The organism is Streptosporangium sp. NBC_01639 (assembly GCF_045209755.1).
Classification (GTDB): domain Bacteria; phylum Actinomycetota; class Actinomycetes; order Streptosporangiales; family Streptosporangiaceae; genus Streptosporangium.
The window spans coordinates 7,378,937-7,403,095 of record NZ_CP109272.1; the positions used below are offsets into that span (position 1 = coordinate 7,378,937).

Annotated in this window: 26 protein-coding genes; 12 read left to right on the forward strand and 14 right to left on the reverse strand. The window is 69.4% G+C overall.

Annotated elements, in window-relative coordinates:
* Positions 1–70 precede the first annotated feature (70 nt).
* Positions 71–2,527, forward strand: a complete 2,457-nt coding sequence (locus OHA77_RS33530) for a glycoside hydrolase family 3 N-terminal domain-containing protein (protein ID WP_406313309.1) — start codon at positions 71–73, stop codon at positions 2,525–2,527.
* Entirely contained in the window at positions 2,511–3,557 is a 1,047-nt protein-coding gene (locus tag OHA77_RS33535; protein ID WP_406313310.1) for a LacI family DNA-binding transcriptional regulator, read from the forward strand. Before OHA77_RS33530 ends, OHA77_RS33535 begins: the two co-directional genes overlap by 17 nt.
* Before the next feature lie 36 nt (positions 3,558–3,593).
* Here the strand turns inward: OHA77_RS33535 and OHA77_RS33540 are convergent, their stop codons facing one another.
* The 3 genes from OHA77_RS33540 to OHA77_RS33550 all read right to left on the reverse strand — a co-directional run bounded on the left by OHA77_RS33540 (position 3,594) and on the right by OHA77_RS33550 (position 6,281).
* Positions 3,594–3,914, reverse strand: a complete 321-nt coding sequence (locus OHA77_RS33540; protein WP_406313311.1) for a recombinase family protein — start codon at positions 3,912–3,914, stop codon at positions 3,594–3,596.
* A gap of 10 nt (positions 3,915–3,924) precedes the next feature.
* Positions 3,925–5,112 (reverse strand): MFS transporter, encoded by a 1,188-nt coding sequence (locus OHA77_RS33545; protein WP_406313312.1) that lies wholly within the window; start codon positions 5,110–5,112, stop codon positions 3,925–3,927.
* Positions 5,113–5,360: 248 nt separating this feature from the next.
* Positions 5,361–6,281 (reverse strand): DUF4118 domain-containing protein, encoded by a 921-nt coding sequence (locus OHA77_RS33550; RefSeq protein WP_406313314.1) that lies wholly within the window; start codon positions 6,279–6,281, stop codon positions 5,361–5,363.
* A 285-nt stretch (positions 6,282–6,566) separates the two neighbouring features.
* On the opposite strand from OHA77_RS33550, the gene OHA77_RS33555 reads away from it, so the two are divergent.
* The 7 genes from OHA77_RS33555 (at position 6,567) to OHA77_RS33585 (ending at position 10,016) form a co-directional block, all read left to right on the forward strand.
* Positions 6,567–6,713, forward strand: a complete 147-nt coding sequence (locus OHA77_RS33555) for a hypothetical protein (protein ID WP_406313316.1) — start codon at positions 6,567–6,569, stop codon at positions 6,711–6,713.
* Positions 6,671–7,309: a CorA family divalent cation transporter gene (locus OHA77_RS33560; RefSeq protein ID WP_406313317.1), complete on the forward strand. Its 639-nt coding sequence runs from the start codon at positions 6,671–6,673 to the stop codon at positions 7,307–7,309. Before OHA77_RS33555 ends, OHA77_RS33560 begins: the two co-directional genes overlap by 43 nt.
* Before the next feature lie 35 nt (positions 7,310–7,344).
* Complete coding sequence (locus tag OHA77_RS33565) at positions 7,345–7,680, forward strand: ArsR/SmtB family transcription factor (protein WP_406313318.1); 336 nt, start codon at positions 7,345–7,347, stop codon at positions 7,678–7,680.
* A 1-nt stretch (position 7,681) separates the two neighbouring features.
* Positions 7,682–8,404, forward strand: coding sequence for a cation transporter (locus OHA77_RS33570; protein ID WP_406313320.1), 723 nt, complete (start codon positions 7,682–7,684; stop codon positions 8,402–8,404).
* Between the two features lie 322 nt (positions 8,405–8,726).
* Entirely contained in the window at positions 8,727–9,080 is a 354-nt protein-coding gene (locus tag OHA77_RS33575) for a hypothetical protein (protein ID WP_406313321.1), read from the forward strand.
* Positions 9,077–9,523, forward strand: a complete 447-nt coding sequence (locus tag OHA77_RS33580; protein ID WP_406313322.1) for a MerR family transcriptional regulator — start codon at positions 9,077–9,079, stop codon at positions 9,521–9,523. The genes OHA77_RS33575 and OHA77_RS33580 overlap by 4 nt, the downstream gene beginning before the upstream one ends.
* A gap of 160 nt (positions 9,524–9,683) precedes the next feature.
* Complete coding sequence (locus OHA77_RS33585) at positions 9,684–10,016, forward strand: YnfA family protein (RefSeq protein WP_406313323.1); 333 nt, start codon at positions 9,684–9,686, stop codon at positions 10,014–10,016.
* A gap of 131 nt (positions 10,017–10,147) precedes the next feature.
* On the opposite strand, the gene OHA77_RS33590 is transcribed toward OHA77_RS33585, so the two are convergent.
* The 3 genes from OHA77_RS33590 to OHA77_RS33600 all read right to left on the reverse strand — a co-directional run bounded on the left by OHA77_RS33590 (position 10,148) and on the right by OHA77_RS33600 (position 11,903).
* On the reverse strand, positions 10,148–10,321 hold the full coding sequence (locus tag OHA77_RS33590) for a hypothetical protein (protein WP_406313324.1): 174 nt from the start codon (positions 10,319–10,321) through the stop codon (positions 10,148–10,150).
* Positions 10,322–10,566: 245 nt separating this feature from the next.
* Positions 10,567–11,238 carry a TrkA family potassium uptake protein gene (locus tag OHA77_RS33595; RefSeq protein WP_326824180.1) on the reverse strand — a complete coding sequence of 224 codons (672 nt, stop codon included), beginning with the start codon at positions 11,236–11,238 and terminating at the stop codon, positions 10,567–10,569.
* On the reverse strand, positions 11,238–11,903 hold the full coding sequence (locus tag OHA77_RS33600) for a TrkA family potassium uptake protein (protein WP_326824179.1): 666 nt from the start codon (positions 11,901–11,903) through the stop codon (positions 11,238–11,240). The genes OHA77_RS33595 and OHA77_RS33600 overlap by 1 nt, the downstream gene beginning before the upstream one ends.
* 116 nt (positions 11,904–12,019) lie before the next feature.
* On the opposite strand from OHA77_RS33600, the gene OHA77_RS33605 reads away from it, so the two are divergent.
* On the forward strand, positions 12,020–14,122 hold the full coding sequence (locus tag OHA77_RS33605) for an APC family permease (RefSeq protein ID WP_406313325.1): 2,103 nt from the start codon (positions 12,020–12,022) through the stop codon (positions 14,120–14,122).
* 61 nt (positions 14,123–14,183) lie between these two features.
* Positions 14,184–15,431, forward strand: a complete 1,248-nt coding sequence (locus tag OHA77_RS33610; protein WP_406313327.1) for a class I SAM-dependent RNA methyltransferase — start codon at positions 14,184–14,186, stop codon at positions 15,429–15,431.
* A gap of 380 nt (positions 15,432–15,811) precedes the next feature.
* On the opposite strand, the gene OHA77_RS33615 is transcribed toward OHA77_RS33610, so the two are convergent.
* The 8 genes from OHA77_RS33615 to OHA77_RS33650 all read right to left on the reverse strand — a co-directional run bounded on the left by OHA77_RS33615 (position 15,812) and on the right by OHA77_RS33650 (position 23,435).
* Entirely contained in the window at positions 15,812–16,747 is a 936-nt protein-coding gene (locus OHA77_RS33615) for an ornithine cyclodeaminase family protein (RefSeq protein WP_406313328.1), read from the reverse strand.
* A 341-nt stretch (positions 16,748–17,088) separates the two neighbouring features.
* A complete protein-coding gene (gene cyaB / locus OHA77_RS33620; RefSeq protein WP_406313329.1) occupies positions 17,089–17,646 on the reverse strand; it encodes a class IV adenylate cyclase in 558 nt (185 codons plus the stop codon).
* Between the two features lie 81 nt (positions 17,647–17,727).
* The gene (locus tag OHA77_RS33625; protein WP_406313330.1) at positions 17,728–18,735 is read right to left on the reverse strand and encodes an aldo/keto reductase; all 1,008 of its coding nucleotides are present in this window, start codon (positions 18,733–18,735) and stop codon (positions 17,728–17,730) included.
* Positions 18,736–18,811: 76 nt separating this feature from the next.
* Positions 18,812–20,974 carry a B12-binding domain-containing radical SAM protein gene (locus OHA77_RS33630; protein ID WP_406313332.1) on the reverse strand — a complete coding sequence of 721 codons (2,163 nt, stop codon included), beginning with the start codon at positions 20,972–20,974 and terminating at the stop codon, positions 18,812–18,814.
* A 236-nt stretch (positions 20,975–21,210) separates the two neighbouring features.
* Entirely contained in the window at positions 21,211–21,384 is a 174-nt protein-coding gene (locus tag OHA77_RS33635) for a hypothetical protein (protein ID WP_406313333.1), read from the reverse strand.
* Positions 21,381–21,782, reverse strand: coding sequence for a hypothetical protein (locus OHA77_RS33640; protein ID WP_406313334.1), 402 nt, complete (start codon positions 21,780–21,782; stop codon positions 21,381–21,383). Before OHA77_RS33640 ends, OHA77_RS33635 begins: the two co-directional genes overlap by 4 nt.
* 192 nt (positions 21,783–21,974) lie before the next feature.
* Positions 21,975–23,159 carry a helix-turn-helix domain-containing protein gene (locus OHA77_RS33645; protein WP_406313336.1) on the reverse strand — a complete coding sequence of 395 codons (1,185 nt, stop codon included), beginning with the start codon at positions 23,157–23,159 and terminating at the stop codon, positions 21,975–21,977.
* Between the two features lie 54 nt (positions 23,160–23,213).
* Positions 23,214–23,435, reverse strand: a complete 222-nt coding sequence (locus tag OHA77_RS33650) for a hypothetical protein (RefSeq protein ID WP_406313337.1) — start codon at positions 23,433–23,435, stop codon at positions 23,214–23,216.
* 125 nt (positions 23,436–23,560) lie between these two features.
* Here OHA77_RS33650 and OHA77_RS33655 point away from each other — a divergent pair, with 125 nt between their 5' ends.
* Positions 23,561–24,103, forward strand: coding sequence for a hypothetical protein (locus OHA77_RS33655; protein WP_406313338.1), 543 nt, complete (start codon positions 23,561–23,563; stop codon positions 24,101–24,103).
* The last annotated feature ends 56 nt before the right edge of the window (positions 24,104–24,159 follow it).

Sequence of the window (24,159 nt, forward strand, 5' to 3'; positions counted from 1 at the left end):
GGCAAGGTCGCCGCAGAAGCCGAAATGTTTCGGAAAATTGCGGAAGTAGATTTTTTCTTGAGGAGAGCAGATGACGGCGCTAGATGGGACCTCCGCAACGGGCCGGAACCTCCGTCTGTGGCAGGACCCGGCACTCCCCGTGGCCGACCGGGTCGACGCCCTCCTTGAGGAGATGACCCTGGAGGAGAAGGTCGGTCAGCTCGGCAGCCGGTGGCTCGGCAACGACACGCAGGCCGACCAGGGCAAAGAGCCCGGGGAGGAGGCCGACGGCCCGGCGAACGTGGCCCCGATGCAGGACGTCTTCGCGGCCGCGAGGAGGGTGCCCTTCGAGGAGGTGATCCGCCACGGGCTCGGCCACCTGACGCGGGTGTTCGGCAGCGCGCCGGTGACCGCGGCGGAGGGCGCCGCGGAGGTGGTACGACTGCAGACCGAGGTGGTGAAGAACTCCCGGCTCGGTATCCCGGCGCTGGTCCACGAGGAGTGCCTGACCGGCTTCACCACCTACGGCGCGACCGTCTACCCGGCGGCCATCGCCTGGGGTGCGACGTTCGACCCGGAACTGGTGGAGCGGATGGCCGCCGCCATCGGGCGGGACATGCGCGCCGTGGGCGTCCACCAGGGCCTGTCGCCGGTGCTGGACGTGGTGCGCGACTACCGCTGGGGCCGGGTCGAGGAGACCATGGGCGAAGATCCGTACCTCGTCGCGATGCTCGGCGCGGCCTACGTGCGCGGCCTCGAGAGCGCCGGGATCGTCGCCACGCTCAAGCACTTCGCCGGCTACTCCGCCTCCCGGGCGGCCCGCAACCACGGCCCGGTGCCGATGGGCCGGCGCGAGCTGATGGACATGATCCTGCCGACGTTCGAGACCGCCATCGTCGAGGGCGGCGCGCGTTCGGTCATGAGCTCCTACGCCGACGTGGACGGCGTTCCCGCCACGGCCGACCCGTGGCTGCTGACCGACCTGCTGCGCGACGAGTGGGGGTTCACCGGGACGGTGGTGTCGGACTACTGGGGGATCCCGTTCCTCGCGACGACGCACCAGGTCGCCGCGGACGCCGACGAGGCCGGGGTGCTGGCGCTGACCGCGGGCGTCGACGTCGAACTGCCCGACACGCTCGGCTTCGGCCGGCACCTCGCCGGACGGGTGCGGCGGGGCGAGCTGCCGGAGTCCCTGGTCGACCGGGCCGCCCGGCGCCTGCTCACGCAGAAGGTGCAGCTCGGGCTGCTGGACCCGGACTGGACGCCGGAGAAGTCGGTGGCCGGGGCGCAGGACGTGGACCTGGACTCGCCGGCCAACCGGGCGCTGGCCCGGGAGCTGGCCGAGCGGTCGATCGTGCTGCTCGACGCGGGCACCGCGCTGCCGCTGCTCGGCGAGGGGCGTCCGGAGCCGCGCCGGGTGGCCGTGGTCGGCCCCTGCGCCGACGACCCGCATACGTTCATGGGCTGCTATGCCTTCCCCAACCACGTGCTGCCCCGTCATCCGGGGCTCGGGCTCGGCGTGGCCGCGCCCAGCCTGCTCGATGCGCTGCGGGCGGAGCTGCCCGAGGCCGAGCTGATCCACGAGCCCGGCTGCGACGTGCGGGGCGAGGACCGCTCCGGCTTCGCCGCCGCGCTCCAGGCGGCACGTGAGTCCGATGTGTGCGTGGCCGTCGTCGGCGACCTGGCGGGGATGTTCGGGCTGGGTACGTCGGGCGAAGGCTGCGATGCCGAGGACCTGCGGCTGCCCGGCGTGCAGGAGGATCTGCTGGCCGAGCTGACCGCCACCGGCACGCCGGTGGTGGTGGTCGTCGTCTCAGGCCGCCCGTACGCGCTGGGCGGGGTGTCCGGGACAGCCGCGGCGCTCGTCCAGGCGTTCATGCCCGGCGAGGAGGGCGGGGCGGCCATCGCCGGGGTCCTGTCCGGCCGGGTGCAGCCCAGCGGGAAGCTGCCGGTGCAGATCCCGCGCGGTCCGGGCGGGCAGCCGGGCACCTATCTGCAGCCGCCGCTGGGCTCCGACAGCCACGGCATCAGCAACCTCGACCCGACCCCGCTGTTCCCGTTCGGGCACGGTGCCTCGTACACCACCTTCGCGATCGACGACCTGCGGATCAGCGACGCCGAGGTGCCCACCGACGGCGAGTTCACCGTGTCGGTGCGGGTGCGCAACACCGGGGGCCGGACGGGCGAGGAGGTCGTCCAGCTCTACCTGCACGATGTGGTCGCCCAGGTCACCCGGCCGGTGCGGCAGCTCACCGGGTTCGCCCGGGTCCGGCTGGAGCCCGGCGCGAGCGCCCTGGCGACCTTCACCGTGTCCGCCGACCGGACCGCGTTCACCGGGCGCGACCTGCGACGCGTGGTGGAACCGGGAGATCTTGAGGTGTTCGTGGGCACGTCGGCGTCCGACCTGCCCTGCCGGGGCCGCATCCGATTGACCGGCCCGCTGCGTCACGTCGGCCCAGGCCGCCGGCTGGTCACCCGAGCGGACGTGGAACCGGCACCGGGCGCTTCCGTCACACAGCAGGGGGGAACAGATGCCGGCCAGTCCTAGACGGGCCACGCTGGCCACGGTCGCGGCCTCGGCGGGCGTGTCGGTCGCGACCGTGTCGAAGGTGCTCAACGGCCGAGACGACGTCTCCCCGGTGACCCGCTCCCTCGTGGAGTCGTTGCTGGAGCAGCACGACTACGTCGCGCCGCCGCAGCGCCGCCGGGGCGACGCGGCCGTGCCGGACACGATCGAAGTGGAGCTCGACGCCGATCTCAACGCGTACTCGACCGAGATCGTCCAGGGCGCGGTGCAGGCCGGCGCCGAGGCCGACGCGGCGATCGTGGTGAGCATCCGGACGAACGCCGACCGTGCCGGAGCCTGGGCGCGCGGCCTGGTCACGGCCGGACGGCGAGCCCTGATCGCCATCACCAGCGAGCTGACCGCCGGGCAGCTCGCCGCCCTGTCCCGCGTGCGGTTGCCACTGGTCGTGATCGACCCGCTGAACCTGCCGCAGACCAGGGGGGTCACCAGCGTCGGCTCGACGAACTTCGCCGGGGGCCTGGCCGCGACGCAGCACCTGCTCACGCTCGGACACCGGCGCATCGCCTACCTCGGCGGCCCGGCCACCGCAGCCTGCAACCAGGCGCGGCTGCACGGCTACCGTGCCGCCATGGAGGCCGCGGGCGCTCCGGTTCCGCCGGGTCACGTACGGGCGGGGCACTTCCATTACCAGGATGGTGTGACGGGCGGCGCGGTCCTGTTCGACCTGCCTGAGGTCCCCACGGCCGTCTTCGCCGGCTGCGACGACATCGCGCTCGGCGTGCTGGAGGCGGCCAGGGCGCGCGGGTTGCGTGTGCCCGAGGACCTCAGCATCGTCGGCTTCGACGACACCCAGGTCGCCCGGATGGCCTCGCCCCCGCTGACCACCGTACGCCAGCCGCTGCGAGAGATGGGCGGTGTCGCCGTACGCACGGCTCTGCGCCTGGCGGCAGGCGAACGAGTCGACTCCCATCACGTCGAACTCGCCACCGAACTGGTGGTACGCGGCTCCACCGCTCCCGCCCCGCCCGAGGGCGCCGCCGACCGCAGATGACCCGCCCAGGGGGCAGACCAAGTAAGCCGGAAAGGGCTAATAGGGCTGGTCAGAGCCCGCGCTGGAGCCTGATACGTCGCGGGCGGCGCGCAGCAGGGCGGGGGTGACCACGGTGGGGCGGCCTCCGACCCGGCCGCGGGCCTTGGCTGCGGCCAGGCCCTCGCGGGTGCCGGCGACGATGAGTTCGCGGATGAACTCGGCCAGCGCCGTGAAGACGTGGAAGACCAGTCGTCCGCCCGGGGTGGTGGTGTCCAGGCTTTCATGCAGCGAGGTGAAGCCGATCTCGCGGCGGCGTAGTTCGCCGACCATGGCGATCAGGTCGGCCAGCGAGCGGCCGTAGCGGTCCAGGGAGGGCACGCGACCGGCTCTACTGCGGTGTCTGCGCCGTGCGCCTGCGCGCGGTCAGAGCGAGCAGGGGGCCGACGGCCAGCAGGATGGCCAGTGTCGCGTAGCCGAAGGTGAGGGTCGAGACGGTGGCCACAGCGGCCACGAGTAGGGGCCCGCCGGCGTCGCCGAGCTCGCGGCCCAGTTCGGCCGAGCCCATGGTCTGCCCCATGCGCTCTTCGGGGGTGGTGGCGGCCAGGGCGGCGAAGCCGAGCGGGGTGATCAGTCCCGTGCCGGTGCCGATGAGGGCGGCGGCCAGCAGGATGCCGGCCAGGCCGGGCAGCATCGCGGCCGCGAGGCCTGCGGCGGTGAGGAGCAGTCCGGCGAGCAGGCCGGTGCGGGTGCTCAGGCGCCCGGCGTCCAGGGTACGGCCGGCCTTGGGCTGGACGAGCGCGGCGGTGGCGGCCAGGACGGAGACGGCAGCGCCGGTGGCCACGGTGCCGAGCCCGGCCGCGGCACCGGAGACGGGCAGGAAGCCCACGCCCACCGACAGCGCGGCGGTGGCCGCGGCCAGTGCGGCGGTCGGGGCGAGGAAGGACCGGTCGGCCAGTCGGTGGGCGAGGCCGGCCACGGTCTGCCGCGTGCGGGGCAGCGGTGGTACGGCGGGTACGGCGAGCGCGGCCCACAGGGCGACGGCCGCAGCGCACACGGCCATTACCGTGAACAGCAGCCGCAAGCCCCCCGCCCACACCAGGACGCCGCCCAGCAGCGGGCCAAGGGTGTAGCCGATGGACTTGTAGAAGCCGTAACTGCCGAACGCGCGGCCCCGGTTGGCCGTCGGGCTCAGGCGGGCGACCATGGCGGAGGCCGAGGGGGAGAAGGCGGAGGCAGCGGCGCCCTGGCCGAGGCGGGCCGCCCACAGCCAGCCGGGACTGTCGGCGACCGCGTACAGCGCGGAGGCGCCGGCGAACGCGATCAGACCACCGAGGAGGACGGGCTTGCCTCCGATCCGATCGGCCAGTGAGCCGAAGACCGGCTTGAGCAGCACTTCGGCGCCGTCGTAAAGGGCGAGCAGCCCGCCCAGGACCAAGAGCGAGGTGACGGCGTCGGCGGAGAAACCGCCGAGGTTGGCGGCGATGCCGTGCGCACCGAAGGCGGTGGTGAAGCCAGCGGCATACAGCGGCCACATGGCCTGCTTCGGTGCGGCCGGATGCATGGGCTGGTAGGTCACTAGGGCACCATCCTTCTGGTGAGCATCGATACGGTGCTTGCTGTTGGGACTCGGCGGGAGCCGGGGTGACGGTCTGTGTTGGTCGCCGCTTGACGGCCTGCATGACACCACCGCCCCCGGTTCTCGCGGGGCTTCGGACCGGCAACAGGGAGATGCGCCATAGAGCGCCGGTTAGTGACCGCCCGGGAGCAGGCCTCGTCGCCGACACTTCCTGGCATGAGCCTCACCAGCAGGCCGACTACGCAGAGCTACTTTGCACTTCGTCGGACCGACCCGAGTGGAGGGCCAAGGAGTGGCGGCGAGGCGGAGAAGTCCGGGCGTCGGCTCGCGAATGTGGCGTGCATCGGAACCTGGTCTGAGAATCGACGGCCTGACCCCAGCCGACGTCCGCCCGGTGGCTGCGGCCTACCGGTGAGCCGGTCGTCAACCACCCGAGTCGCTTGCCGCGATGTCCAGCGCCGCCCGGCCTGATCGGCCAGCGTGACCGCGACCAGGCGTGCTTGCAACGGTGGAATCCTGTCCGGGGTGGGCTCAAGCATGAAGCGGCTGTAGAAGCGGCCGTTGCCGAACGTGCGCAGCTCGACTTCCGTATCGGGCAAGCCCAGATGGTCGACGTCCCAGCGCCTGTGCCCCCAGGACACGCTGCCGTCTTGCTCCAGCCGGGGCGGGTGGCCGATCAAGGTGCCGTACTCGAAACGGCAGCCGCGCAGGTGCAGCACCTCGGTGAGCTGGGCGGTGACGTGATCGACCACTGTTTCGGGCGCCCTGGCGCCTTGGGCCAGCTCGGCGGTGTCGTGGATGCGGGCCAGGTAGTCGGCATCGGTGATGGTCACCACCTTAAGCCTGCGGGCGCGGGCGGCCAGCTGCGAGACCGCCAGGCCCACGATGAGCAGCAACAGCGCGGTCTGGACGTCGGCGGGCCTGGTGATGGTGAAGCGCTGGTAGGGCTGGGTGAAGAAGAAGTTGAACCACACCGCGGCCCACAGGGCCGCCAGCGCGCCGGCCAGGCGGTTGCCCAGGGCGGCGACCGCGACCACGATCACGACCAGGACGAGCGCGACGCTGGTGTTAGGCAGGCTGTCGCGAAAGGGCACCAGCGCCGCCGTGGTGGCCAGCGGCGCCACCAGCGCGGTCAGGAACGCGACGCGATCTGCGCCAAGATGTCTCACGCGGCCATTCATCGCTGCAGCACCTCTCGCCCTTTCTGGGGTTACGCAGGTCATTTATGCAGGTCAACGCCATATATCTACCCTGTCGTGCGTGATGGTCCACGCATCGGTCCCCGCTTGGTGCGGGAGATCGGGTGATGGGGTGGTGGCGGTTTCACCGGGCTTCCCTCGCCGGTGTGAACCTGTTGCCTTGCCGCTGCCGATTACCTCGGCAATGAGGTCACCGGACCCCGCACCGCCTGCGGCTGAGATGGGCGCCTTGCCGGATACGTCACAATGCCGGATGTGATTGTGGACAAGGCGATCTACTGCAACGGCGTGCGCGTACCCATTGACGGCGATATCAGCGACGCCTTCAGCGCCGCCCGGCAGCAGGGTGACTGCTTTTTGTGGATCGGCCTGCATGCGCCCACCAGGAGGAGTTCGACCTGATCACCAGCGAGGTGCGGCTGCACCCCCTGGCGGTGGAGGACGCCATCCACGCCCACCAGCGACCCAAGCTGGAGCGCTACGACGACACCCTGTTCGTCGTGCTCAAGCCGCTGCTGTATATGGAGCAGACCTCCGACATCGAGGCTGGGGAGCTCAACCTGTTCCTGGGCGCCGACTTCGTCATCAGCGTCCGCCACGGCCAGGCCGGGGCGCTGACCGGGGTACGTCGGCGCATCGAGTCCGATCCCGACCTGCTGGCCGCTGGCCCGGCCGGGGTGCTGTACGCGATCTGCGAGCAGGTGGTGGACACCTACTCCCAGATCTCCCATGAGGTCGAGCACGATCTCATCGCGCTGGAGCGGAAGGTCTTCAGCGGCGAGCACGCCGACGTCACCGCCGACATCTACTCCCTCAAACGCGAGGTGCTGGGGTTCCGCACCGCCCAGGACCCCCTGGTGCCGGTGCTGGAGGAGATCGTCAAAGGCCGGCCTGCTGGCCGCGGTCATCGTCTGGATCGCCTTCTTGACCGTCCTCATCCTGCTCGATGCCCACGCCGCGGGCGCCCTGCCGTGAACCGGCCATCGGACGATCCATGATTTCCTGAATTCAGGATTATATGTACTATTGTGGCGTGCTGACTGTTGCCTCCGATATCGAGGTGCTGGCCCGGTTCGGTCGCGCGCTCGCCGACCCGATCCGCTGCCGCATCCTGCTCGCCCTGCGCGACGCCCCCGCCTACCCCGCCGACCTCGCCAACGCGCTCGCCATCTCCCGCACCCGACTGTCGAACCACCTGGCGTGCCTGCGCGACTGCGGCCTGGTCCTCACCGTCCCCGACGGCCGCCGCACCCGCTATGAGCTCGCCGACGAACGCCTCGGCCACGCACTCGACGACCTGCGCGCCGCCGTGGTGGCCGTCGAGACCGACCGCACCTGCCTCGCCGCCGCCGAGAAAGGCTGCTGCTGAGATGACCACCGAGACATCGATATCCCTCGGGCCCTCCCCGACCCGCCGCGACGCGCTCACCCGGCGGATACGGCTCCTGGTCGCCGCGACCATCACCTACAACCTCATCGAGGCGGTCATCGCCATCACCGCCGGCACCCTGGCCTCCTCTACCGCTCTGATCGGTTTCGGCCTGGACTCCGTCATCGAGGTCTCCTCCGCCGCCGCGGTCGCCTGGCAGTTCTCCGCCCGCGACCACGCGGTGCGCCAAGGGCGGGAGAAGACCACCCTGCGGATCATCGCCGTCTCCTTCCTCGCGCTCGCCGCCTACGTCACCGTCGACGTCGTCCGCGCCCTGACCGGCACCGGCGAGGCCGAACGCTCCATTCCCGGCATCGTGCTCGCCGCGCTCTCTCTCGCGGTGATGCCGTTCCTGTCGGCCGCCCAGCGCCGCGCGGGCCGCGAACTCGGCTCCGCCTCGGCGGTCGCCGACTCCAAGCAGACACTCCTGTGCACGTACCTGTCCGCCGTGCTCCTGGCCGGCCTGGTGCTCAACGCCACCCTCGGCTGGTCCTTCGCCGACCCCATCGCCGCCCTCGTGATCGCCGCCGTCGCCGTCAAGGAAGGCCGCGACGCCTGGCATGGCAAGGGCTGCTGCGCGGCCCCGGCCGCCGCGGCGGCCCCATCCACCGGCACCGAGCCGGACGCCTGTGGCTGCCGCCCCGGCTGCGACTGCTGCAACTGACCGGCTCCAGGTCCGGATCCGGCTCGGCTCAGGCGGCGAGGTCAAGAACGGTGAAGTCGACCTCCTTGAGCTCAGGGTTGAACTCCGCAGGCTCCGCACCGATCGCGTCGGTGGCATACGGGGCTTGATCGACAACGGAACGGTCGGTGGCGTTAGCGAGCCGGCGCGGGCGGTGTTACCGCCATTCACCGGTCCGATGCCGGCACATGCTGGAGTGCGGGCCTGGTGGTTGGTCCGATGCAGGCTCTTGCATCCTGTACCTGGGTACAGGCTTACCGTCGTGGTGTGGCCGCCGCAGGGGCGGCCGGGCCGGAGCTGGATGATGGCTGAGTCTGAAGTGCCGATCATGTGCACGCTGTCGCCGAACAGCATGGTGGAGCGGTTGACGGAGTTCGAGGGTCTGTTCGCCGAGGGCCTGATCGGGGTGGAGCGGGAGCCGCTGCTGCTGCGGCTGACGTTCGACGCCGATGCCGTGCGGGAGGCGGCGATCCGGAGCCTGTTCGCCTCCGAGGAGCAGTGCTGCGCCTTCCTCGGCTTCGCCTGCACGCGGACTGAGGCGGGCCTGGTGGTGGAGGTGACGGCGCCCCAGGACGCTGGGCCGACTCTGGATGGGATGCAGACCTTGGCGCAGCGGAACGCCCCGCCGGAGGTTGTCGCGCGGAGCTGGGTCGGATGAGCGGCGCCTACGAGGGGCTGCGCTCCAGCGAAGTCGCCGAAGCCGCCGGGGTGAACCCGCAGACCCTGCGCTACTACGAGCGGCGTGGGCTGCTGGCCGAACCGGAACGGACGCTGGGCGGCCACCGCCTGTATCCAGCGGAGGCGGTCACGACCCTGCGGGTGATCAAGACCGCGCAGCGGCTCGGGTTCACCCTGGAGGAGGTCGCCGACCTTTTGGAGACCACATCCCACCGGCACGGACAGCGCGACGCGGGCCTTCAGGAGCGGGCGCGGGTGAAGCTGATCGAGGTTGAGGAGCGCATCGCCGACCTGGAGGTCATCGGTGCCACGCTCCGAGAGGCGATCGACGCCGGCTGCGACGACCTAGTGGTCTGTGCGGGGCAGCCATGCTGCCCGCTGCCGTTCGCCGACCTCGCCCGCCCCGACCAGGAGCAGCAGTGAAGACGACCTCCAAGACCGGCACCGGCCTGGGCGGCCTACCGCAGGTCGCGCGGCACCGGCTGTACCACCGCCGAGAGCGTTGGCTGCGGTGGTGGGAGCGGTTGCGGATGCGCGAGCACCCGCGTCTGAGCAGCGAGAGGTGCCGGTACGGTGGTCGATCATGACAGTTGTGCGGTCCCTGATTCTGTTCGCCCTGGCGGCGGTCGCCGAGATCGGCGGCGCCTGGTTGATCTGGCAGGGCGTCCGCGAGCACAAGGGCGGCTGGTGGATCGGCGCCGGGATCATCGCGCTCGGCCTGTACGGGTTCGTCGCCACCCTCCAGCCGGATGCGAACTTCGGCCGGATCCTGGCCGCCTACGGCGGGGTGTTTGTCGCCGGGTCCCTGGCCTGGGGCATGGCCGTCGACGGGTTCCGGCCCGATCGGTGGGATGTGATCGGGGCGCTGGTGTGCCTGGCCGGGGTCCTGGTCATCATGTACGCGCCCCGCAGCTGACCCGGGCTGATGGGAACCGCCCGGGCGGCAACTTCGCCCGAGTCGGTTCACTAACGCCACTGGCCGTTCCGTTGTCGATCAAGCCCCGTTGCCGCCCCGGCTGCGACTGCACTCCTGGCCAGTTCTCGGGCTCAGGCGATCTCCTCGGCCGTCGGGGTGAAGAACACATGCAGCATCTGCGTCGAGGTCAGGCGCTGAACTGTGGGTAGGCGGTCCGCTCGGTCGACGTCACCGGCGAGCCCTTTCCGGTTGATCATCTCCAGAACCCGCACACCATAGTGATAGATGATCACAACGCGACCCACGATTCATCAAACCGTAACTAAACCAGCGCAGATGGTCACACCCCGGCTGCCATCACGCCCTCTGAACAGCTCTATTAGCCCCTTCCGGCTTGCTTGGTCTGCCCCCCGACTACGGCCGCCCACCGGGGTGGCGCGTGCCTGTCTCGCCGACCCGGCCGTGCGGCCAACGGCGGCCCGGCACCACCCGTACCGGCCGCGGCGAGTCTTCTGGGAGGAGAGCGGTCCCGCACGGGACCGCTCCGCTCTCAGCGGATGGAGCGGTGCGCCGACAGGAGCTGGGCCAGCTCCTCCTCGACCTCCTGGCTGGCGACGAACATCAGCTCGTCCCCGGCCTCCAGCGGGTCGTCCGCGGTGGGCACCAGCACGCGTCCCTCGCGCAGGATCGCGACCAGGGCGGTGTCGTTCGGCCAGGGCACCGAGCCGGCACGCTGACCGACCACCGGCGCGTCCTCGGGCAGGGTGAGCTCAACCAGGTTGGCCTGCCCCTGGCGGAAGGTCATCAGCCGGACCAGGTCGCCGACGCTCACCGCCTCCTCGACCAGCGCGCTCAGCAGGCGGGGGGTGGAGACCGCCACGTCCACCCCCCACGACTCGTTGAACAGCCACTCGTTCTTGGGGTGGTTGATCCTGGCGACCACGCGCGGCACGCCGTACTCCGTCTTGGCCAGCAGGGACACCACGAGGTTGACCTTGTCGTCACCGCTGGCGGCGACGACCACATGGCAGTCGGCCAGACCCGCCTCGTCCAGGGAGGAGATCTCGCAGGCGTCCGCGAGCAGCCACTCCGCCCGGGGCACTGTATCGATCTTGATGGCCCTGGGGTCGATGTCGATGAGCAGGACCTCGTGCCCGTTCTCCAGGAGTTCGGCGGCGATCGACCGGCCGACCGCCCCGGCCCCCGCGATGGTGACACGCATCAGTGACCCTCCTCCGGCGCACTGGACAGCACCTTGTTGATGCGGTCCATGTCGCTCTCGACCGCCATGACGTACAGGACGTCGCCCTCCTGCACCACGGAGTCGCCCTTGGGCAGCAGGGTCTCGCCCAGCCGGTTGACGAACGCCGTGCGCGTGCCCGCGGCCTCCTCCAGATCCTTGATCCTGGTGCCGATCCACCGGGACTGGTAGGCCACCTCGGCCAGCACGACGGATCCGGTCGGGTCTCGCCACAGCGGCTCGGCGCCTTCGGGCAGCACCCGGCGCAGGATCTGGTCGGCGGTCCAGCGGACCGTCGCCACGGTGGGGATGCCCAACCTCTGGTAGACCTCGGCGCGCCGGGAGTCGTAGATGCGGGCCACCACGTTGTCGACGCCGAACGTCTCGCGGGCGACCCGGGCCGAGATGATGTTGGAGTTGTCTCCGCTGCTCACCGCGACATAGGCGCCGGCTGACTCTATGCCGGCCTCTTCCAGGACGTCCCGGTCGAAACCGACCCCGGTCACCCGGCGGCCACGGAAGCCGGCCCGCAGGCGGCGGAACGCCTGCGGGTCACGGTCGATGATCGCGACCGAGTGGCCACTGTCCTCCAGGATGTGCGCCAGGGTCGAACCCACTCGGCCACATCCCATGATCACGATATGCATGCTCCCCCGCCGGTAGGGTTGAGGCGGATCTTGTTCCCTATGTACCTAGTCAGTATGGCCCGCCCCGGGAGCGCCGTGTCAGCGGGATGCACCTATGGGGACTAGCATCGGCAGACGTGGTGAAGGTGACGGACCTCGTGAAGCGCCTGTTCATCGGACGGGCCCTGCGTAGCACGCAGCTGCACGAACAACTGCTCTCCAAACGGATCGCCCTGCCCGTTTTCGCGAGCGATGCCCTCTCCTCGGTGGCCTATGCCCCTCAGGAGATCCTGGTCATCCTCTCCATCGCCGGAGTCTCCTTCTACGGCTTCGCCCCCTGGGTCGCGGGCGCCGTCGTCCTGGTGATGCTGACGGTCGTCGCGTCCTACCGGCAGAACGTGCACGCCTACCCCAGCGGTGGCGGCGACTACGAGGTGGCCACCGTCAACCTGGGCCGCAACGCCGGTCTCACCGTCGCCAGCGCCCTCATGGTCGACTACGTCCTCACCGTCGCGGTGTCGGTGGCCAACGGCGTCGACTACGTGGGCGCCACGATCCCCTACGTCGCTGAGCACAAGCCGCTGGTCGCGATCGTCATCGTCGTGCTGCTGACGGTCGTCAACCTGCGAGGGATCCGTGAGTCCGGCGCGGCCTTCGCCGTCCCCACCTACGCGTTCATGTTCGCGGTCATCGGCCTGATCGTGTGGGGCGGCTTCCGGCTGTTCGTGCTCGGCGACGAGCTGCGCGCGCCCACCGCCGACTACGAGATCGCGACCGCGCAGACCAACCTGACGTCGTTCGCGGCGGCCTTCCTGATCCTGCGGGCGTTCTCCTCCGGCTGCGCGGCGCTCACCGGGGTCGAGGCGATCAGCAACGGCGTGCCCGCCTTCCGCAAGCCCAAGAGCAAGAACGCCGCCAACACGCTGCTGCTGATGGGCCTGGTCGCGGTGACGATGTTCGTCGGCATCATCACCCTCGGCCTGGCCTCCGGCGTCAAGCTCGCCGACCCCGCCACGGCCGCCCGCGACGTGCTCATCAACGGCCGCCCGGCCGGGCCCGGCTACTACCAGCCGCCGATCATCGCGCAGATCTCCGAGGCCGTCTTCGGCAGCGGGTCCCTGTTCTTCTTCGTCATCGCCGCCGTCACCGCGCTGATCCTGTTTCTCGCCGCCAACACCGCCTTCAACGGTTTCCCCGTGCTCGGCTCCATCCTCGCCCAGGACCGTTTCCTCCCCCGTCAGCTGCACACCCGGGGCGACCGGCTGGCCTTCTCCAACGGCATCGTCATCCTCGCCGCCAGCGCCTGCCTGCTGCTCTGGGGCTTCCAGGCCGACGTCAGCCGGCTGCTCAACCTTTACATCGTGGGCGTCTTCGTGTCGTTCACCCTGAGCCAGACCGGTATGGTCCGGCACTGGACCCGGCATCTGAGAACCGAGACCGAGCCGGCGGTCCGGGCGCAGATGAAGCGTTCGCGGGTCATCAACTTCTTCGGCGGCATCATGACCGCCGTGGTGCTGGTGGTGGTGCTGCTCACCAAGTTCACCCACGGCGCCTGGATCGTCTGCGTGGCCATGCCGGTGTTGTTCCTGATGATGAAGGCCATCCACCGCCACTACGAGAACGTGGCGCGCGAGCTCGCCGTACCCGAGGAAGCCCAGGTGGACGAGTCGATGCTGCCTGCGCGCAACCACGCCGTCGTCCTGGTCTCAAAGATCCACAAGCCGACCCTGCGCGCCCTCGCCTACGCCCGCGCCACCCGGCCCTCCACGCTGGAGGCGATCACCGTGGGGGTGGAGGGCGAGGAGGCGCGCGCACTGCAGGAGGAGTGGGAACGGCGGGGCATCCAGGTGCCGCTGAAGATGCTCGACTCCCCGTACCGGGAGATCACCCGGCCGATCCTGGAGTACGTCAAGTCGCTGCGCCGCCGCTCGCCCCGCGACGTGGTGACCGTCTACATCCCGGAGTACGTCGTCGGTCACTGGTGGGAGCATCTCCTGCACAACCAGAGCGCGCTCCGGCTCAAGGGCCGCCTGCTCTTCCAGCCCGGCGTGATGGTCACCAGCGTGCCCTGGCAGCTCCACTCCTCCGACCGGCTCAAGGGCCGCCCCGAGCGCTACGCCCCCAATGCCGTCCGCCGCTGGCGGCGTGAGGCGGCCGGGCAGCAGACACGCCGCGCGGAGGCCGTCCGGAACGCGGCGGACGGTGACGAGGTGGCCCGAGGCGAGGACGGTAAGGCATAACCTTCCGTATGTACTCCTGGCGTAGGGAGGCTCGACCACGACGGACCCTTGGGGGCATGGCATGACGGTTGAACTGACGATCGGACCGGTCGCGCACGGCGGCTGGTGCGTCGCCCGTCATGACGGGCGAGTGGTCTTCGTACGGCACGCGCTGCCGGGTGAACGGGTCCTTGCGGAGATCACCGAGGAGACCAGCAGGTTCCTGCGGGCCGACGCGGTCGAGATCCTGGAGCCCTCGGCCGACCGGGTGACCCCGCCCTGCCCGTTCGCGGGTCCCGGCCGCTGCGGAGGATGCGACTGGCAGCACGCCTCCCTCGACGCCCAGCGCCTGCTCAAGACCGACGTGGTCGTCGAGCAGCTCAAGCGGCTGGCCGGCATCGACTGGAAGGGTGTCGTCGAGGAGGTGCCCGGCGCCCCCGACGGCCTCGGCTGGCGCACCCGCGTCCAGTTCGCCGTCGACCGCGACGGCGTCGCCGGCCTGCGCCGCCACCGCTCCCACGACATCGAGCCGGTGGATCTCTGCCTGATCGCCCACCCCGAGGTGGAGAACGTCGGCGCCGAGGTCATGAACTGGCGCAACGCCTCCTCGGTCGAGGTCATCGCCTCCAGCGGCGGGGACCAGGCCGTCGTGGTCGCCCCCAAGCCCCGCCGTACGGTGGCCATCCCCGATCTCGACACGAGCGTGGCCGTGTTCGTGGACGAGGGCAAGGGCCGCACCCGCGTGGTCCACGGCCGCAACCACCTCACCGAGCGTGTCGGCGACCGCGACTTCCAGGTCACCGGCAGCGGCTTCTGGCAGGTCCACCCCGGTGCCGCCGCCACGCTGCTCGCCGCGGTCCTCCGGTTCGCCGACCCGCAGCCGGGGGAGTGGGCCCTCGACCTCTACTGCGGCGTCGGCCTGTTCGCCGCCGGGCTGGCCGAGGCGGTCGGCCCCGAGGGCGCCGTGTTCGGCATCGAGTCCGATGTCGTGGCCGTGCGCGACGCCGAACGCAACCTCCGGGACCTGCCCCAGGCCCGTTTCGCCCGGGGCCGCGTCGAGAACGCCCTGGACCGTTTCGCCATCGAGCGCGCGGACCTGGTGGTCGTCGACCCGCCCAGGGCCGGCCTGGGCCGTGAGGTCGTCGACCGCGTCTCCACCCTCCTGGCCACCCGCATCGTCTACGTCTCCTGCGACCCGGCGACCCTCGCCCGCGACATCGCCCTGTTCGCCGAGCGCGGCTACCGTCTGGCCGACCTGCGCGCTTTCGACGCCTTCCCGATGACCCACCACGTGGAGTGCGTGGCCCTGCTGGTCGCCGACTCGAACTAGGCGCTGACCAGCAGTGATGCAACACATCAACCCCGTGGATACCCGCCTGTCCACGGGGCTCCTGCAAGATCATGACGTATGGCAGGACCACGACGCCACCGAGCTCACGTTCCCGTCCATCCCGCCGTGTTCCGGCATCGGCGGTGGACACCGCACGCCTGGCGAACAGGATGACAAGAGCCCGGTGGCGGGAGACTGTCACGCCGGGAGCTGCGGGGGCCCGAGGCCGAGATGCCTCGGGCTACCCGCCTGCAGGTCGAATCCCCTGTAAAGAGCTTCGAGCACGGTCTGGAAAACGGACCGCTGACCTGCATATCCATTGTTTCCTGCGCCGTTGCTCCCGGGGCCCGGGAGCCGGACCGCTTCTGCGTGGGCCGTGGTCACTCCCACAGGGGGAGCGGCTGACCGGCGCCGTTCTTGACTGCGGCGGTGTAGAGCGCCTGCGCGGCGGTCACGTCCTGGATCGCGGTGCCCGTGGAGTCGTAGACCACGATCTCGTCGGCGTTCCTGCGGCCTGGCGTGGCGCCGAGTACGATCTCGCCGAGTTCGGCTCTGACCGGTGTCTCGGGGCGGTGATGCAACTCGCCGACCTCGGCGCACTGATGGGTCACGTCGGTGATCAGGGCGGCGCCCGCCAGCAGGTCGTCGTGGAGTTCGCGTTTGGCGGGGGCATCCGAGCCGACGGCTGCCACCAGGGTGCCCGGCCGTACGTCCCGCAGGCCCAGGTAGGGCTGAGTGGCGGGGGTCAGGGTGACCACGATGTCAGCCTGCCGCGCGGCCTCCGCAGGCGTCGTGGCGAGGTGCGCTCCGTGATCGGCCGCGAAACGTCCGGCTTTGGCCTGGTCGCGTCCCCATACGATGACCCGCTCGATCGGGCGGACCGCGCGGATCGCCTCGATGTGGCTGGCGGCCTGAGCACCGGTGCCGAGTACGGCCAGCGTGGACGCATGGGGGAGCGCCAGATGGCGTACGGCCACCGCGGTCGCTGCGGCCGTACGCAGCCGGGTGACCGTGGCCGATTCGAGGAACAGCAGTGGCTGGCCATTCGAGCCGTCGAACAGGACGATGACACCGACGATGCTCGGCAGGCCCAGTGTGGCGGGCCGGTCGTAGAAGCAGGCGCCGATCTTGACGCCGACCACGCCGCCGAGCCCGCTGGCCTTGATGTGGAACTCGCCGGGTGGGCTGTCCAGGTGCGCCAGGCGGCTGGGCAGGGTGTCGCCACGGGCGTAGGCGGCGAAGACGTCCTCGATGAGGTCGATGTAGTCGACCGGAGCGAGCAGCCGCTCGATGTCCGACTGTGTGATCATGAGCATGTTCGAAGAGCATTCCTAATTTTTCCTACTAAGTCTATGGGTATGTGGGAAGTCAGCCTTACTTGGTCTGCCCCCTATCTGTGCCATCTCCCGTCTGGACCTGGACCTATCTCGTGCTCGTTTCGCACGAGCCGCAGGTGTGCCCGAGACGGAGGTGCAGGCGGCTCTGGCGGGAGAGGCTCCTCGATCTGGCGGACCCATGGCCGCCGGCTGATCGCCTTGGTCGCGGTTCCGGCGAGGGGAACTGGGACCAGAGCGCCCGCTGCCTGAATGAGTGACCGGCGACGCGAAACGGCCGGGAGACTGCTCCGGATGGAGGTCTCCCGGCCGTGGATTCATGCTTAGCGGTCGCGGCCGAGCAGCATGTGCGGGTAGCCGCGGTTGACGCGGTCGCCGAGTTCGACGCCCAGCTCGGCGATGAACGCATCGAGTTGAACGATGGCGTCCTCGACGGTGTCGGCCTCACCCTTGAACTCGAATTCAACGAAGGCGCCGGCGCCGGCGACGGTGTCGAACGCGATGGCGACCTGGCCGGGGAGGGTCCACTCCTCCCGCAGCTTGTTCACGGTGATCATGCGCTTGAAGTTCAGTGCGGCGAGGATGCGGTGGATGACCTCAGGATCCTCGACCGGTGTCTCGTATTCGTCAGCGTGGGTCTTGACCGCCCCGTCGAGGGGGTGCCACATCTTGAAGTTGATCGAGGCACCGTTGCCGGCCTCGCGGACGCGCAACCATTCGGAGACGACGTCGGGTTCGAGGAAGTCCCGGTGAGGCGCGTTGTAATAGGTGTCAACCTGCTGGGTCGCCTGGCCGGGCTTGGCCTCCAGGGCTTCCAGGGCTGCCTTGATGGCGGCGGGGTCGTCCAGCTGGTACTTCTGCTCAACCTCGATGTACTTCACGCTCGTCCTTCCTGAGGAATCCGCTGGTGGGATCGGGTTCGTGGGCAGGGTAGGCGGTGCCTACCAGGGCGCGTGCAGTAATTACGGAGGTGGGGTCACGATCCACACGGCGGGGTCGGTCAGGTGTTGCAGCAGTGTGGCCTCCTCCTCGGTGAGCGGGGTCAGGCCGGTGAGGTTCCTGCTCATCTGGTCGGCGTTACGGAATCCGACCAGTACGGGCGCTTGCGGGGCGCGGTGCAGGGCGTAGCGTAAGGCGGCCCGGACCAGGCCGCCGGGCTCGTCGCCGAAGTGCGCGGCGACCTTTCCCAGCACCTCGTGCACTGCTTCGATGACGGGCGGGGTGAACTGCGGGTCGGTGCTGCGGTGATCCTGGCTGCTGACCTTCCGCATCAGCCCTGGCCTGTGGGTGCCGGCCAGTAGTCCCTGTGCGAGAGGCTGCTTGATGATCACGTCGGCAGTGTGGCGTTTCGCGAACGCGAAGATGTCTGTCTCCCCTGGGCTGTAGCGGGGCGACAGCAGGTTATGGCGGACGGTCAGCACCTCGGGCTGGATCCGGTAGAACAGCTCCAAGAATCGCTGGACCTGCGCGTTGTGGTGCGGGGCGGCCGCCCATTCCTCAGCGAAAGCGTGCGGGGCGCGCATCCCGATCGCATGGATCAGCCCGTCCCGCTGGAAGCGGCGCATCTGGTCGACCGCCTCTTCCAGGTAGCGGTCTCCGGGCCCGAAGTCAGCCGAGTGCAGGAAGTAGACATCCAACCGGTCGGTGCCGAGATTGGTCAGGCTCGTTTCCAGTTGGTGACGCATCTGGGCAGGGTGGTAGGGGTGGGCTGCGGTGCCGGCGAAGTAACCGACCTTGCTGGAGATCACCAGCAACTCGCGTCGCACGTGGGCCAGGAGACGGCCCAAGAGACGTTCGGAGCGGCCAAGCCCGTACACGTCGGCGGTGTCGAACAAGGTGACGCCCGCTTCGTGAGCGCGCACCAGGCCGGCGTACGCCTGGTCGGGGTCCACGCCGTCCCAGCCGATCGGGACGCCGCCGTTGGTCGCGGCGCCGCCGATGGTCCAGCATCCGGCGCCGATCGCGGACACGGAACGGTTGAGGGCGGATAGGAAACGAGGTTCAGGCAGAGGAGTCACGATGCCTTCCAAGGCGAAAGGAACAGGGTCAGGTGCCGCACGGGTCGGAGGCGTTGATGAGCCTCCAGGAGGTGTTCGTGGCGGCCCACCGGGTGTGCTCGTGGGCCAAGATGCCGGCCCGCTCGGCGGGGAGTGCTGCGCAGACCTCAGCAACAGCAGTACTCATCTGCGGACGGAGGCCGACCAGGAGCTCATCGGCCAGGGCCCGGCAGCGCGCGCCGAGCACATCAAGGTCACCGCCACCCTTATCGAGGAGAGCGAGCATGCCGGTGAAGAGACCGAACGCGGCCCGTTTCAGCACCACGCGGGCCTGCCGGACGGCGTGGCGGGCGGTACCGTCCAGGATCTTCTCCAACGATTTGAGGGTGTAGTCCAGGGCGAAGTTACGATCCACCCACTGCTGGGCCCACAGGCTGAGCACGCCGATCCGCTGGTCAGCGAACACCGCGTCGACGCGTCCCATCGACGGCCGTACCTGCCCGGCCAGACCGGCGGCGGTCACCTTGCGGGTGTAGGCGGCGCCGCTCAGGCACTCCATGCTGACGAGCATGTAGCTGATCGCGGTGTAGAACGGCACGCCGCGGCTGTGAGCGGCGGCGAACTCCTCGTCGCGGACCCCGTCGATGATCTCCTCGACGCTGAGGTGCGGCAGAGGCTTCAGCACCAGGTCGGTGCGGGCCTGGAACGCGTGCGTCGCCCGCAGTTCCTGCTCGGTCATCAGGTGGTCGAACGTGATGTAGGTGAACCGGGTGGGGACGCCGAGCGCTGACAGGGTTCGGATGGCCAGCGCGTTCTGCTCGCCGCTGGTCTCCTTGTGGAAGCGTTCCAGGATCGACGTCACCCCCGACTCGACGCCGAACAGGCACCGCCGCAGCCCGTTGTCCACCAGGGCCCGCCACAGGTGGCCGCGAGCGACGTGCCATTCACGGTCCCGGTCCGGCCACGCCACTTGGTCGACGCGGCAGGAGGTCTCCCACGCGAACCGGTGAGCGTGCAGGGTGTCGGCGATCGTCAGCGCCCGGTCGACTGCGCCGTCGTCGCGTCCGATGAACTCCTCATCGACCAGGTACAGGGTCCGGGAGGTGTCGGGGTGGAGGTCGAAGACGCGGCTCAGCTCCTGCAGAATCCACGGCAGCCCCTCGGGGCCGGCGCCTGACCACTGGCCTTTGTGGCCGCGCGGGCAGAACGAGCACGAGCTGGTGCATCCGCGGGAGGTCTCCAGTTGGGCGACGCCGCCCCGCTCGAACGTGTGCGCCAGCAAATCCAGCTCAGGCCAGATGTCGGTCTGGAGCCGGTTCGCGACGGTCGCGGTGCGGCGGGCCGGGCCGATGCTCAACGTGTCCTTCCCGCGCTGTACGGAACCGCGGTAGCCGATGCCGCGGACCTCGTCGAGGGGGAAGTCGCCGTGCCAGTAGGCCAGCACATCCTGGATGGTGGGCTCCCCGGCTGCGCGCGCGATCAGCAGGTTCGGGTAGCGATCCAGGAGGAGCTTCTCGTTACGGGCGGTGAGGCTCCCGCCGGCCACGACCAGAGGCCGATTCTCCAGACCGGCGAGGTGGTCCAGGAGCTGAATCATCAGGTCGTGCTGACCGAACGTCGCCGAGATGCCGATGATGTCAGGGGTCGTGGTCTGGACGCGGCTGGTGATGTCGTCCAGGGTCGCGCCGAGCTGCATGTCCATGAGCTCGACGTGGCCCATCAGTGTGGCTCGGGCGGCGCGGGCAACATCGCTGATGGCCAGGGGGAAGCGCGGAAGGGGGAAGTATTCCGGGTGGTAGAGCGCCACCAGCAGTACCTTCGGCCGCATCAGGCGGTGGAAGGTGCTTGCCGCTACGTCGGTGTTTGACAGCCAGGAATCCGGTTGGGTGAGCGGAAGGCGGCCCTGTGTCCAGGTGGGCCATTCCCGCGTGCGGTGCTGCTGGCCGGACAGGTCCGCGATGGTCCACCCGGGGCCGACTGGGTTTTCGACTACGAGGAGCCGCCGATCCACGGTCCCGGTCAACGCCACTCGGGCGGGCAGGCGCTCGGTGAGGAACCGGTGCAGGGCAACCGGCTGCTCTAGCGGTGTTTCGTGGAGGTCGGCCGCGGTGAACGGTGCGGCGCCGATCGCGTGACGAACTGCGATGATCAGCCGGTCGTGGGCTGAGTACTCATCCAACGCGGATGCGCTGGTGGTGCAGGTGTCGGGCATGTCGACTCCTAGCTATGGGCCGCTGCTGGGGTGCGTTTCAAAAGTTCGCGGGACTTCGCACAGCGGCGCCGGAGACGCTCTCGCTGCGCCGCTGTGCTGTTCATAGAGAGCCGAGGCGCTCAGCCACTCCTCGTCGGAGAGTCGGTCGACGCCCAGCACATCGGCTGTGGTGTTCAGGTCCTCGCGGCGCAGCTCCCAACGGGACATCAGCTCCACCGCGCCGTACTGCTGCCCCGTCACCGGGGTGCCGGACCGGCGTCGCGCTCGGCCTGCCACCGTTCCTGCAGTTTCTTGACGGCCCGCTCGGCGTTGTTGAGCATGCGGGAAATGATGATCTGCTGGTCGGCGTTGGGCGCGTGGCCGGAGGCTGGCAGGCTGGCCCATCGGTCATATCCGGGTGGGGACATCATGACGATGGCTCGACTGCTCGTAGGAGCGCTGCCAGGGCCTCCGGCGTTCCCGCCTCAACCGCCGGAGCGCCTGAGAGATCCGCGCTTGCGGGAGCGGCACAGAACCGGTCGGTGCCGGCGAACCGCAGGATCGTCCACCAGGGGAAGGCGCGGCGCAGTTGCAATACCGGGTCTTTGTCGAGTTGGGCGGCCAGGCGCACGGCCGCGCCCTCGGGATCACAGACGGGGTGCCAGGACCACAGGCCGGTCTCGCTGGGCCAGCGGAACCGCTCGGGACCACACCACACCAGCACGCCCTGGGCGATGCTGAGCGTCGGGTGGCCGCTGCGCATCACCATGACGTCGGTGTCCAACGTTGGGATGTCGCGGTCACTGAGGGCCTGTCGCAGCAGCTGCACGGCATGAACGGCTGCGGTGTACCCGCCGGGTCTTTCATGGCGGTCCGGCTCGTCGGGAAATCCGTGCAGGCCGTTCGCTTCAAGCGTTCGGTGACATGGCATGTACCGATAGTGAGATCATGCGATCTAGGTCACCAGGGACGCATTGTCCGTCTGGTGGGTTTTCTTGACCACCAATGAGGACGCCTTGTCCTAACTCTCGATGTCGAGCGACCTCACCAATAACCGCACCGCAGGCGACAGGCGCATCTCCTCCTCGCGGATCTCTCGCACCAAAGACCGAGCGACCCCCTGGTGGCGGAACCACACTGGGGACAGAGCCTGCGCCTCCTGCAACCGCTGCACCGCCGTGGCATGGCGCCGGGCGTCGAAGTGCGCCTGGGCCACGTCGAGGAGATGCCGTCCGTAGGAGATGCCCGTCACCTCTCCCGGGTGGATCCGTTGGGACGCCTTGAGCGCCTTGTCCGGCTCTCGCCGCACGGTGTAAGCGTGCGTCGCCTGCATCGCCACCGTCGCGGGCCCAAACGACGAGTTGTAGAAGGGCACTCGCTCTCCGAGCCGCTCAGCCCCGGCCGTGGCGAGCGAGATGTACTCGGCAACGTCCCGGCCGGCGGCGGCGGCCGGGGCGAGCGCGGTCATGAGCAGGTTGCCCCATACGGCGACGTGGGTGGCCGGGGCGGAGAAGCTGGGTTCGATGCGCTGGGCCATCGTGGCGGCGAGGCGCTCGGCGTCCTGCAGCCGGGCCTGGTGGAGCATGACCCAGGCGTAGGTGCCGTGCAGAGTGGCCCACAACAGCTCGTCGCCGCCGCCATGCGCGGTGGTGATGGCCCGCTCGGCGCCGATCGCGGCCAGGTCGTCGCGGCCGAGGTGAACCATGATGCTCGCGGCCAGGTCGTAGGCCATTGCCAGCGGGTAGACGGCCGCTGGCCCGAGCGCGGAGTGAGCGAGCCGGGCCTCGGCGATCAACCCGGGGAGCTGGGCGACGAGCGCGGGGAACTCCCCGGCCCAGTAACGGCGGCAGGCGTCGTCCACCGCGGCTTTGATGTCGCCGAGCGGAGTGGGTTCGCCGTCGTGGCCATCATCGAGGTTGGGCAGGAAGGACGGTGAGAGCAGGGCGTCGCGAAGGGCCAGGACGCTGCCGCCGTCGCGGTCAGCGCCCATGCGGTCGCGCTTGTCGGTCAGCTTGGACAGGTCGACGTCCAGGGCGTTGGCCAACTTGATGAGCGTGGTCAGCCGGGCTGATTTCCGGCGGCCCTGCTCCAGCTTGGCGATGATGTCCCGGCTGAGGCCGGCCCGCTCGGCGAGCTCCTCCTGAGTCAGGTCTTGGTCTTCCCGGATTCTCTTGAGCTGGTTGCCGATGCTGCTACCGTCGTTCATAGGCTCTGCACCTTCCTGAGCGTCTCGACAACCTCAGGCTACGGTGCAGGGCCTTTACTGTGCAGGGGCATGTGGCAGTGTGTGTCTCTCGCGATCGTAAGGCGTCGGCAGTGTACGGCTGGTGCCCACGTGGATGGGTGCGGTGCCGTCGTAGCCCACAACCACGATCGTGAGCTCGGGTCGCCCCCCACCGGGGAAGGGCATAGCCGACACGATGACGTCGTGATCGATGACCTCACCGGGGTTGATCTGGTTGGCGATGGCGGTGTCGACCATCTCTGAGACGCGGCCGGTTAGGCGCCCGGCGGTTCCTCTTCGGCTGGGTGGTGAGACCACCTGAAAAGTGGCAGTGAGCGCTTCATAATCGAAGGTTCAACTCAGGGCTGAGCGAAGGGCTTTCGATGGCAGCAGATGCAACGAGTGCGTGGTTTGCCCTTGGCGGAGTGCTACTTGCTGGAGCGATGGGGTTCGGGACGGCTTTCCTGACCCAGCATTGGCAGGGGCGGGCCGCTAAACGCGCCCTTCATTGGGAGCACGCTAAACAGCTACGGCAGGAGCGGCGTGAGACGTACCTCCACTACTGGAATGCCTGGAACCGTTTGATCCGTGAGCTTGAAAAGCCGTACTTACCCAAGGATGCAGAAGAGATCACTGCGGAGACGATCGCCATAGCCGAAGCAGATTGGCGTCAAGCAGTAGACGCACTACTTCTGATCTGCAGCAGGGAAGTCCTCAAAGCTGGGATCACACACGTCGAAGTCACTGAATCGAGAATCGCTGCAGCTCTGCAGGGCAGGCGAATGGACGGTGGCGGAAAGACCCGGGCGTTGAACAGGGCGATGCGTGACGACATCCTTAAGCCGACCACGCCTGACTCGATTGACGACACTGACCCGAAAAAGGCGAGTGTTCAGTCGCATAGTCAAGCCGCCCGCACGCTCTGAGGCGGTCCAGCCTCCTGAGTTCCTTGGTCACAGAAGGCCCAGCCGCAGGGGCATCA

Coding starts and splice junctions, on each gene's coding strand:
- OHA77_RS33530 (WP_406313309.1), top strand. CDS start 71: ATGACGGCGCTAGATGGGACCTCCGCAACGGGCCGGAACCTCCGTCTG.
- OHA77_RS33535 (WP_406313310.1), top strand. CDS start 2,511: ATGCCGGCCAGTCCTAGACGGGCCACGCTGGCCACGGTCGCGGCCTCG.
- OHA77_RS33570 (WP_406313320.1), top strand. CDS start 7,682: ATGACCACCGAGACATCGATATCCCTCGGGCCCTCCCCGACCCGCCGC.
- OHA77_RS33575 (WP_406313321.1), top strand. CDS start 8,727: ATGGCTGAGTCTGAAGTGCCGATCATGTGCACGCTGTCGCCGAACAGC.
- OHA77_RS33580 (WP_406313322.1), top strand. CDS start 9,077: ATGAGCGGCGCCTACGAGGGGCTGCGCTCCAGCGAAGTCGCCGAAGCC.
- OHA77_RS33585 (WP_406313323.1), top strand. CDS start 9,684: ATGACAGTTGTGCGGTCCCTGATTCTGTTCGCCCTGGCGGCGGTCGCC.
- OHA77_RS33595 (WP_326824180.1), bottom strand. CDS start 11,238: ATGCGTGTCACCATCGCGGGGGCCGGGGCGGTCGGCCGGTCGATCGCC.
- OHA77_RS33600 (WP_326824179.1), bottom strand. CDS start 11,903: ATGCATATCGTGATCATGGGATGTGGCCGAGTGGGTTCGACCCTGGCG.
- OHA77_RS33610 (WP_406313327.1), top strand. CDS start 14,184: ATGACGGTTGAACTGACGATCGGACCGGTCGCGCACGGCGGCTGGTGC.
- OHA77_RS33615 (WP_406313328.1), bottom strand. CDS start 16,747: ATGCTCATGATCACACAGTCGGACATCGAGCGGCTGCTCGCTCCGGTC.
- OHA77_RS33630 (WP_406313332.1), bottom strand. CDS start 20,974: ATGCCCGACACCTGCACCACCAGCGCATCCGCGTTGGATGAGTACTCA.
- OHA77_RS33635 (WP_406313333.1), bottom strand. CDS start 21,384: ATGATGTCCCCACCCGGATATGACCGATGGGCCAGCCTGCCAGCCTCC.
- OHA77_RS33645 (WP_406313336.1), bottom strand. CDS start 23,159: ATGAACGACGGTAGCAGCATCGGCAACCAGCTCAAGAGAATCCGGGAA.
- OHA77_RS33650 (WP_406313337.1), bottom strand. CDS start 23,435: ATGGTCGACACCGCCATCGCCAACCAGATCAACCCCGGTGAGGTCATC.
- OHA77_RS33655 (WP_406313338.1), top strand. CDS start 23,561: ATGGCAGCAGATGCAACGAGTGCGTGGTTTGCCCTTGGCGGAGTGCTA.